Annotated in this window: 10 protein-coding genes; all 10 read left to right on the top strand. The window is 25.7% G+C overall.

Features of this window, described 5'->3' with window-relative positions; all coding sequences use genetic code 11:
- The first annotated feature begins 8 nt into the window (after nucleotides 1–8).
- The 10 genes from ACTNAO_RS04235 to ACTNAO_RS04190 all read left to right on the top strand — a co-directional run bounded on the left by ACTNAO_RS04235 (nucleotide 9) and on the right by ACTNAO_RS04190 (nucleotide 9,149).
- Entirely contained in the window at nucleotides 9–119 is a 111-nt protein-coding gene (locus ACTNAO_RS04235) for a peptidoglycan-binding domain-containing protein (protein ID WP_441048051.1), read from the top strand.
- Nucleotides 120–135: 16 nt separating this feature from the next.
- Entirely contained in the window at nucleotides 136–291 is a 156-nt protein-coding gene (locus ACTNAO_RS04230) for a hypothetical protein (RefSeq protein ID WP_441028406.1), read from the top strand.
- A 262-nt stretch (nucleotides 292–553) separates the two neighbouring features.
- Nucleotides 554–679 (top strand): hypothetical protein, encoded by a 126-nt coding sequence (locus ACTNAO_RS04225; protein WP_441028408.1) that lies wholly within the window; start codon nucleotides 554–556, stop codon nucleotides 677–679.
- A 173-nt stretch (nucleotides 680–852) separates the two neighbouring features.
- Nucleotides 853–1,035: a hypothetical protein gene (locus ACTNAO_RS04220; protein WP_441028410.1), complete on the top strand. Its 183-nt coding sequence runs from the start codon at nucleotides 853–855 to the stop codon at nucleotides 1,033–1,035.
- A gap of 207 nt (nucleotides 1,036–1,242) precedes the next feature.
- Complete coding sequence (locus ACTNAO_RS04215; RefSeq protein WP_441028412.1) at nucleotides 1,243–1,389, top strand: hypothetical protein; 147 nt, start codon at nucleotides 1,243–1,245, stop codon at nucleotides 1,387–1,389.
- On the top strand, nucleotides 1,347–2,144 hold the full coding sequence (locus tag ACTNAO_RS04210; RefSeq protein WP_441028413.1) for a DUF6414 family protein: 798 nt from the start codon (nucleotides 1,347–1,349) through the stop codon (nucleotides 2,142–2,144). The genes ACTNAO_RS04215 and ACTNAO_RS04210 overlap by 43 nt, the downstream gene beginning before the upstream one ends.
- 656 nt (nucleotides 2,145–2,800) lie before the next feature.
- Nucleotides 2,801–2,980 carry a hypothetical protein gene (locus tag ACTNAO_RS04205; protein ID WP_441028415.1) on the top strand — a complete coding sequence of 60 codons (180 nt, stop codon included), beginning with the start codon at nucleotides 2,801–2,803 and terminating at the stop codon, nucleotides 2,978–2,980.
- Between the two features lie 118 nt (nucleotides 2,981–3,098).
- On the top strand, nucleotides 3,099–4,442 hold the full coding sequence (locus ACTNAO_RS04200) for an exonuclease domain-containing protein (protein WP_441028417.1): 1,344 nt from the start codon (nucleotides 3,099–3,101) through the stop codon (nucleotides 4,440–4,442).
- Nucleotides 4,443–4,524: 82 nt separating this feature from the next.
- Nucleotides 4,525–5,871 (top strand): tRNA (N6-isopentenyl adenosine(37)-C2)-methylthiotransferase MiaB, encoded by a 1,347-nt coding sequence (miaB, locus tag ACTNAO_RS04195; protein WP_441027451.1) that lies wholly within the window; start codon nucleotides 4,525–4,527, stop codon nucleotides 5,869–5,871.
- Nucleotides 5,872–5,885: 14 nt separating this feature from the next.
- Nucleotides 5,886–9,149 carry a DEAD/DEAH box helicase gene (locus ACTNAO_RS04190; RefSeq protein ID WP_441027450.1) on the top strand — a complete coding sequence of 1,088 codons (3,264 nt, stop codon included), beginning with the start codon at nucleotides 5,886–5,888 and terminating at the stop codon, nucleotides 9,147–9,149.
- The last annotated feature ends 23 nt before the right edge of the window (nucleotides 9,150–9,172 follow it).

Here is a 9,172-nt window from a genome sequence, read left to right as displayed (position 1 = left end):
CTGATGGAATTTTTGGGAATGATACAGAAAATGCAGTTAAATGGATGCAGAGAAAATGGAATATAAATGATGATGGTATAGTTGGTCCTAACACTTGGAGAAAACTTTTAGGGTTATAGAAGGAGGATAAAGGGTATGGATAAATTTTATACAGAAATGCAATTCCTAGAGGAAGAAGCACATAGACACGCTTTTAAAGATCCTTTAGGAAAATATTATTGGAGTAAGTTTTTAATATATGAGAATACCTATAATGCTAAGCATAAGGAAAAATACAAAAGAAGATGGTAAATACCATTTTCCCGACATCAGCAATATGGTATAATGAACGTAGAGAACTAAAAAATATTTTAGTAGCTTGCGTACCTGTATGATAAGCTATTTTTTGATAGTACCTTAGAAAACCTAAGAGGACTAAGGGCATAGTTAAAGGCTAGAGTAGATTAATTTCTATTCTAGCCTTATTTTTTTGCATAAATTTACAATAAATTAAATAAAAGTATTGACTTATCATACTATGCGTAGTATAATATAATTGTAAGGAGGTGAAGGAATGGAGGATAAAATAAAAGAGCTAATCAAGATAATAGAATTACTTGAAAAGCTCACAATACAGTTAATATCCCTATTTGGTTGGATAGCAATTCTGATTTTTACAATCAAAGGAATATTTAACTAAACAAAAGAGGGGTTAAGCTACCACCTTAGCCCCTTGAAAAAATAATATCAAATATATTCTCCAAAATCAATATGAAAAAAACATATGCAGAATTAGTTTTTAGAATATTAATTCTTATAGGGTTAGTGGCAGTTTTGATATTTGCATTAAAAGGTATGCTAGGAGGTCTTTAGATGAGTGAGAAAAATGCACAAACAGAAGCAAATAAAAAATGGCAAGAAAAAAATAAAGAGAGAGCAAAATATTTAAGTGACAGATCAAGAGCAAGAAGTTTTATAAGAAATAAAGCAACAGAGGAAGACCTTCAAGAACTAGAAAATTTAATTAAAGCTAGAAGGGAAGAATTAAATAAGTAGAATTAAGGCTAGTAGGCAGGAGAAATCTTACCTTGTAGCCTTTATTTTTTTAAAAAACAATTTATAGGTATAAAGTTTATTTCTGTAAATACGAAAATAAAATATATTACTTTAATAATAAAAAATGTAAATAAGTAACAGCGGGTTGAATATCATATAAATAGATGATAATATTATTATAATAAATCTTATCGGAGGTGTTTGATCATGTTTAAATGTGTTAAGGTAATAAAGAACGCTATTTCAATAAATAATAGTGTAAAAAAAAGCATAGAACAAGATAAAATTAACTTTGATAAGGAGTGGGAAAAATGGGGAAACAAGAAAACAAACAATGCGAAGAAAATACCTTGATTGACTTTTTATATAAGGATACTGACTTAATAAATTCATTTTATTCTCAACTTTTTGGAGGTAATACTACATTAATTAAAAAAACTGAAGAATACAGTAATGAATTATCAGGAAGTATAGAAGGCAACGGCAGAATTATAAAAGGGGATGTAAATGGAAAAAAATCAGATACAAAAGATTTAGCGACTACGATTAATCCACATGATTATAAAATTATAGAATTATTACAGAATATGAACTTAAAAAAGACTATACCAGATGAAATTTCAAATGGTACTATAGTTACCATAGAAGGTAGTTTGCTTTTTAGAAATTATGATATTTTATCTAAAATATTACCTTTTATCGGAAAAAACAATCTAGTAAAAGAATTTAATAATCCAATAAATCCAGCATCTAAAGGAAAAGAAAAAAACATAACTATTGGTAAAGTATTAACTCAATTTGTTGAACTTATGCCATATGGACTTGAATTCGAAATTTTTACTGAAAATAATAAGAGTTTCTTATGTATTGTTAAAGAACAGAATCTTACGATAACTCCTAATGATATTTTAAGAGCTTACACAAATTATTTTGATGGGAAATGGACCGTTGTAGGAATTATAGATAAACCAATGTTGAATAGGAAAAAGAGTATAAGTGAAATGAGAGGATTATTTGATCAAGCATCTGAGGTTTTCTCACAAATGATGTCTGATAAACTAACATATATAATACGTCCTATAGTAATATATAGAAAGTTAACTATATAAAAAATGCTAGTGGGTAGGCTAAAACTTATTTACTAGCCTTAAATTTATGTACAAAATATGTAAATTATTTTCAAAAATCAAATAAATTGTTTTATAGTTAATGATGAAATTGAAAATTTAGGAGAATATCTAAATTCAAAAGTGAAAGTTGCAGGGGTATTAGATGGAAATAAGATAGTGATAAAATATATAGATAAAATAAAAGGCTAGAGTAGATTAATTTCTATTCTAGCCTTGCTTTTTTGTATAAATACAAAAGGAGAATTGAGTTTTTCTTTTGTTATTTTATATTATTGCCACTTTAAAAATTCTTAAACTTTTTCATAAAAACTCTTGACTTTTTATACTATCGGTAGTATAATATAATTGTAAGGAGGTGGTAAACAAGATGGAAGAAAAAATAAAAAAGGCTAGCAGAGTTGTAAGAGAACTCATTAATCTAGCCTTAGAAATAGGAACTCTAGTAGCCGTAATAAAAATGATACTAGATAGCCTATAAAACAGAGGGAGTTAATCTCCCTCACCTTTAAGATTAATATATCATATTCCATCTTGAAATTCAATGAAAGAAAAAGGTAAGTTATTGTTTCAAATTGTTAGATTAATAATAATAGTTATTGGATTGGCTATAATTATATGGAAGGGGGTTTTTTAATATGAGTGATAATGCACAAACTGAAGCAAATAAAAAATGGCAGGACAAAAATAGAGAAAAAGCCAGATATTTGAGAAACAGGTCTACTGCAAGAAATTTCGTTAAGAAACAAGCAACACTAGATGATATTAAAGAATTGGAAGAATTAATTACTAATAGAAAGAAAGAATTGAATAAGTAAAATAAGACTAGCAGGTGGATAATCACTTGCTAGTCTTTTGTTGTAATTGACTATTTTTAACATTTTATTCATTTTTTTGTGCTATAATGTTGCAAATAGTATGAGAGGAGAATTTATTATGTGTTTATATTGTAATAATAATTTAAATGATAAAAATTCAATAAAGATAATTAATTTTTTTAAAAAGCAAAAAATAATTTCTGATAATGATAATATAAAATTGGTTTATGGAAAGCCATTATTATGGGGAATAAATGGATTTGCTGTTTTAGTTACAGATTCTAAAATGATAGTATTTAATAATTTCCCAAAAGTTGTATTGCATAATTATTCTTTATCTTCCATAAAAAATGTTTTTATAGAAAATAACCAGTTAAATATTAATTTTTTAGATAGAGAAAATGTAGATAAAATAACCTGTGGCTCCATAAAATCCGAGACTGTAAACAAATTGACTACATCTTTAAATGATTATTTAAAAAATAATTCACAATTAAAACTAATCAAAAAAGCAGAAGAAAAAGATATCAAGATAAATTATAGTTATAATATACATAATGACTTTGTGGTTGTAGATTTAGAAACAACAGGGTTAAATCCTGAAACGGATAAGATTATAGAATTATCAGCTATAAAATATAAGAATAGAGAAATAGAAAGCAAATTTTCAACTTTAATTAACCCTAAAATACATATATCTCCAAAGATTACAGAAATAACTGATATTAATGATGATATGGTGAAAAATAGTCCTTACATAGAAAATATCTTGCCTAGTTTTGCAGAATTTGTAGGCGATTTACCACTTGTAGCACATAATGCTAGATTTGATATTCAATTTTTAAATTGTATATTAAAAAAACGTGGTGGCTTTATTGATAATGAGATTATTGATACATTGTCAATAAGCAGACTTATATATAAGGGATTAATAGATAATTTTAAATTAGAAACTATTAAAAACTATTTAAAATTAGAAAAATATAAATCACATAGAGCGGAAAGTGATTGCATAGTTGCTGGAGCAATATACATTGATTATTTAAAATCTAAAGATAAAAATACCTTCATAAATGATCTAGATAAGCAAATATATCTTAATGTCAAAAAAATTCTAGAAAGTAATGGAAGAGATATTACATATTTTAAAAGGATAAAAAAGAGTAATCTTATAAGTTTAGATTGCTTTTATCCATTTTTTAAATATAAAGTTACTGGTAAATTAAAATATATATTAACAGATATAGATAAAAATTATTTAGAAGAAAATAACATAAAATATACAGATTCTTCAGCAAGTGAAAAAGAAAACAATAGAATAATTTTAGAAGATCCAGGCATAGTATTTAAAATAGAGCATTATATATTAAAAAAATATGATGAAGCATATAATGCACTCATTGAATATAGAGAATCTATCAATTGTGCAGAGAAAAATATTAATGAATATTTATATAAATAAAATCAACATAAAGACTGGTTTATTGCCAGTCTTTTTTATGATATAATGATTTAGATTTACAAATGAAAGGAAAGAAAAATTAATGAATATAAATAATGAAAATGTTAAAAATAAATTCTTCTTTATTCAGACATACGGTTGTCAAATGAATGAAGAGGACTCTGAAAAATTATCAGGAATGTTAAAAAGAGCAGGATATTTAAAAACTGAAAATAAAGAAGAAGCATCAATTATAATATTTAATACATGTTGTGTTAGAGAAAATGCAGAAAATAAAGTATTTGGAAACTTAGGTATATTAAAAGCAATGAAAAAGAAAAATCCTGATTTAGTAATTGCAATATGTGGCTGCATGATGCAACAAAAAGGTATGGCAGATAAAATTCTTAAAAAATATCCTTATGTAGATATTATTTTTGGAACACACAATTCTTATAAATTTCCTGAATACTTAAACAAAGTAAAAACAGAAGGTGTTCAAATAAAAGAAATATTTGATAAAGAAACTGATATAATTGAAGGTATTCCTGTAGATAGGGAAAGCTCTATTAAAGCCTTTGTAACAATAATGTATGGTTGCGATAATTTCTGTTCATATTGTGTTGTACCTTATGTAAGGGGTAGAGAAAGAAGTAGAAAACCAGAAGATATTGAAAAGGAAGTTAAAGATTTAGTTTCTAAAGGTTATAAAGAAGTAACACTTCTTGGACAAAATGTTAATTCATATGGTAAGGGCTTAGAAGAAGACATAAACTTTGCTAGTTTATTAAGAAGAATTAACAAAATAGAAGGTCTTGAAAGAATAAGATTTATGTCTAATCATCCAAAGGATATAAATGAAGAGGTAATTTATACAGTAAAAGAATGTAATAAGGTATGTGAGCAAATTCATTTGCCAGTACAAAGTGGTAGTGACAGATTACTAAAATTAATGAATAGACATTATTCAATTGAAAGGTATAAAGAAATTGTATCATTAATTAGAAAAGAAATACCAGAATGTTCAATAACTACAGATATTATTGTAGGATTCCCAGGGGAAACTGAAGAAGATTTTGAATGTACATTAAATCTTGTGAAGGAAGTTAAATATGATTCTGCCTTTACATTTATATATTCAAGAAGAAATAATACTCCAGCAGACAAAATGGAAAATCAAATTCCAGATGATGTTAAACATGAAAGATTTAATAGACTTGTAGAGGCTGTTAATGACAATGTAATTAAAGGAAATAAATTCTATGAAGGAAAAACTGTAGAAGTATTAGTTGAAGGACCAAGTAAACACGATATTTCTAAACTTACAGGAAGAACTAGAAACGGACGACTTGTAAATTTTGCTGGTGAAATTGATTTAGTTGGTAAACTTGTTAATGTAAAAATACTTCGTGCTCAACCATTTTCCTTAATAGGTGAAATAATAAAATAAGCTGGTGATTAACTATGATTAAGCAGGCTTTTTTAGAAGGTTTTAGAAAAACTGCAAAAGGTAATAATGAAGAAAAGGGCAATAGAGTTTTAAAAAATGATTTAATAAGTGAATTTAATGTTTCAAAAGAATCAGAAGATAGAATTGTTATTTTATCTTCTGTAATTTCTGAAAATTTATTTAATGAATATTCTTGCAAAATAGACATAGACAAAAATACTAAAAATATTTTGTTTACTCATTGTAGTTGTATTGATTTTCAAAAACATGAATCTAAAAAGAATTATTGTTGTAAGCATCTTGTGGCATCTTTTTATGAATTTTTAAATAAAATAGACAATGATGATGAATTAAGACTATCCTTAGGGTTAAGAGATGAAAATTTATCAAAAATCGTAAGAAGTACAGAAGGTTCTATTTTAGATTTTCTTCTTCAAAGTACAAAAAGCAAAAAGCCTGTATTTATGCAAGTTATAATTAATAAAATTTCCTGGTCTAATAAAATTTGTGCAGAATTTAAAATAGGAGAAAATAATAAAAAAGTATATTCTATTAAAGATATTAATGGTTTTTTAATAGCTTTATCAAATAATATTCCTATAAAGTATGGCAAAGATTTTGAATTTTGTTCAAAAACTCACAATCTTAATTTAGTACAAAAAAAATTAATTAGATTTATAAATATGCTTAAGGATATAGATTTAAATAGTTCCTTTAAAAAAACAAACGAAAGGTTAGTATCTGGTAAGCATATTATTATACCTAAGGCACTTATTAAAGAATTTTTTATGACCATAAAACCTTTAAAAGTATATTTAGGAGCTAATTTTTATTCAAGAGTTATAGAAACAGAAATATTAGAATCAAAAATTCCATTTCCATTAAATTTAAAAAAAATAGGAAATATGTTTAAACTTGAAGCTGAGCGAGGTATGCCTGAAAAATTAGGTAATAGTGATGAAGTGTATTTATATAACACCTCTATTTATTTACCACCAGAATCACAAATAGAAGCTACCTGGCCATATATTGAAGCATTTAGCCATGGTAATACTATTTTCTTTTCTGAAAATGAAGAAGAAAGAATATTAAAAGATTTAATTCCTAACATGCAAAGGGCAACCTCTGATGTTGTAATGTCAAAAGCTATAACTGAAAAGGTAGTATCTGCACCTGTAAAATTTAAGTTTTATTTTGATAAAAATATATCAAAAAATGAAAATAACATAGTTCTTACTTTAAAAGTTTCCTATGATAAATATGAGTTTAATTATTTAGAAGATTTTACGGAAAAGGTCATTTATAGAGACTTAGAAAAAGAAAATATGGTAGTTGAAAAAATAAGAAAACTTGGTTTTGAACCTATTAATAATATTTTTATGTTTTTTAAAGATGAAAGTTATATCTTCGACTTTTTTAAGTATAATGTAAAAGAACTTCAGGATATAGGTGAAGTATATTATTCTGACAGATTTACTGGAATAAAAAAAATAACTAAAGGAAGTTTTAATGGTCAAATAAAAAAAGGGAAATACGATTATTTTGAAATGAAATTTGAAATTGAAGATATTCCCTATGAAGAAACTTATAAAATTCTTCAGGCTTTTAGAGATAGTAAAAAGTATTATAGGTTAAAATCAGGAGAATTTTTAGATCTAGAAGAAATTGAAATGAAGAAGTTTTTAAAGCTTTTAGATACACTTAATGACAAGGATGAGATTAAAAATAATAGTATTTTATTTAATAAAAATAAAGGCTATTATGCAGCAGATTACCTTGAGGAAGAGGATATTACTTATTTAAAAGGTTCAGAAGATTTAAAGACCTTAAGAGATTCTATAAAAGAATTTAAGAATACTTCCTTTGAACTTCCAAAGAATTTAAAGGCTACCTTAAGGCCTTATCAGGTATTTGGATACAATTATTTAAAAACATTAGATACTTTAGGCTTTGGAGGTATATTAGGGGATGAAATGGGTCTTGGAAAAACAATTCAAACTATTTCATTTATTGCATCAAATCCTACTGCAAAAACACTAATAGTTGCTCCAACATCTCTTATTTATAATTGGCTTAATGAATTCAAAAAGTTTACAAATGCTATAAAAATATGTGCATTAATAGGTCCAAAAGCAGAAAGAAGGAATAATCTTAATAATATAAAAAAATATGATGTTTTTATAACCACATATAATATATTAAAAAGAGATATAGAACTTTACAATGAAATAACCTTTACCTATTGCATATTAGATGAAGCACAAAATATAAAAAATCCATTATCTCAAAATGCAAAAGCTTGTAAAAATATCAAAGCAAATAGAAAATTTGCACTAACAGGTACACCACTTGAAAATTCTCTTATGGAACTTTGGTCAATTTTTGATTTTATTATGCCTGGATACTTATATGATGAAAAAAGATTTAGAGCAAAATATTATAGAAAATTAGATGAAGATAAAGTATTAACTGATAATTTAAATATGCTTATAAAACCTTTTATTTTAAGAAGGTATAAAAAAGACGTTTTAAAAGAACTGCCTGATAAAATAGAAAATAAATTTATTGTACCAATGGAAAAAAGGCAAATGGAAGTTTATGAAACATATGTTAACCATGTAAAAGATATAATTGAAAAAAAAGTAAAAGACAATGAATTTAAATCATCTAAGATAGAAATACTATCCTATATTACAAAGCTAAGGCAAATATGTCTTCATCCTTCAGTTGTAATGGATAATTACAAAGGAGGAAGCGGCAAATTTAATGCTTTACTTGATATACTTAATCAAAGTATAGATGAGGGACATAAAATACTTTTATTTTCACAATTTACATCCATATTAAAGCTTATTGCAGAAATGCTAAAAAAATATAATATATCTTTTAGTTACTTAGATGGAAGTACACAATCTAAAACAAGAATAAAGCTTGTAGAAGATTTTAACTCAAATGATACAAGTGTCTTTTTAATATCACTAAAAGCTGGTGGAACAGGACTTAACTTAACAAGTGCTGATATTGTAATTCATTTTGATCCTTGGTGGAATCCAGCAGTTGAAGATCAGGCAACAGATAGAGCTCATAGAATAGGACAAAAAAATATAGTAGAAGTTATAAAAATGGTATCTGAAGGAACAATAGAAGAAAAAATTCTCAGCCTTCAAGATGAAAAAAAGAATATGATAAACAAAATTATAGGAAAAGATTCTTTAGATGAGTCTATAAATTTAACTACATTATCTGAAGAGGAATTACTTGCTTTATTCTGTAGATAAAAGCAAAAAAATATAAAAGGGGA

Source organism: Clostridium sp. HCP1S3_C6, from assembly GCF_052066735.1.
In the GTDB taxonomy this organism is placed as follows: Bacteria; Bacillota; Clostridia; order Clostridiales; family Clostridiaceae; genus Clostridium.
This window is presented reverse-complemented; position numbering and strand designations above follow the sequence as displayed.

What these genes read in the sequence shown, in the direction of transcription:
- ACTNAO_RS04230 (WP_441028406.1), top strand. Translation starts at nt 136, where the DNA reads ATGGATAAATTTTATACAGAAATGCAATTCCTAGAGGAAGAAGCACAT.
- ACTNAO_RS04225 (WP_441028408.1), top strand. Translation starts at nt 554, where the DNA reads ATGGAGGATAAAATAAAAGAGCTAATCAAGATAATAGAATTACTTGAA.
- ACTNAO_RS04220 (WP_441028410.1), top strand. Translation starts at nt 853, where the DNA reads ATGAGTGAGAAAAATGCACAAACAGAAGCAAATAAAAAATGGCAAGAA.
- ACTNAO_RS04215 (WP_441028412.1), top strand. Translation starts at nt 1,243, where the DNA reads ATGTTTAAATGTGTTAAGGTAATAAAGAACGCTATTTCAATAAATAAT.
- ACTNAO_RS04210 (WP_441028413.1), top strand. Translation starts at nt 1,347, where the DNA reads ATGGGGAAACAAGAAAACAAACAATGCGAAGAAAATACCTTGATTGAC.
- ACTNAO_RS04205 (WP_441028415.1), top strand. Translation starts at nt 2,801, where the DNA reads ATGAGTGATAATGCACAAACTGAAGCAAATAAAAAATGGCAGGACAAA.
- ACTNAO_RS04200 (WP_441028417.1), top strand. Translation starts at nt 3,099, where the DNA reads ATGTGTTTATATTGTAATAATAATTTAAATGATAAAAATTCAATAAAG.
- miaB (WP_441027451.1), top strand. Translation starts at nt 4,525, where the DNA reads ATGAATATAAATAATGAAAATGTTAAAAATAAATTCTTCTTTATTCAG.
- ACTNAO_RS04190 (WP_441027450.1), top strand. Translation starts at nt 5,886, where the DNA reads ATGATTAAGCAGGCTTTTTTAGAAGGTTTTAGAAAAACTGCAAAAGGT.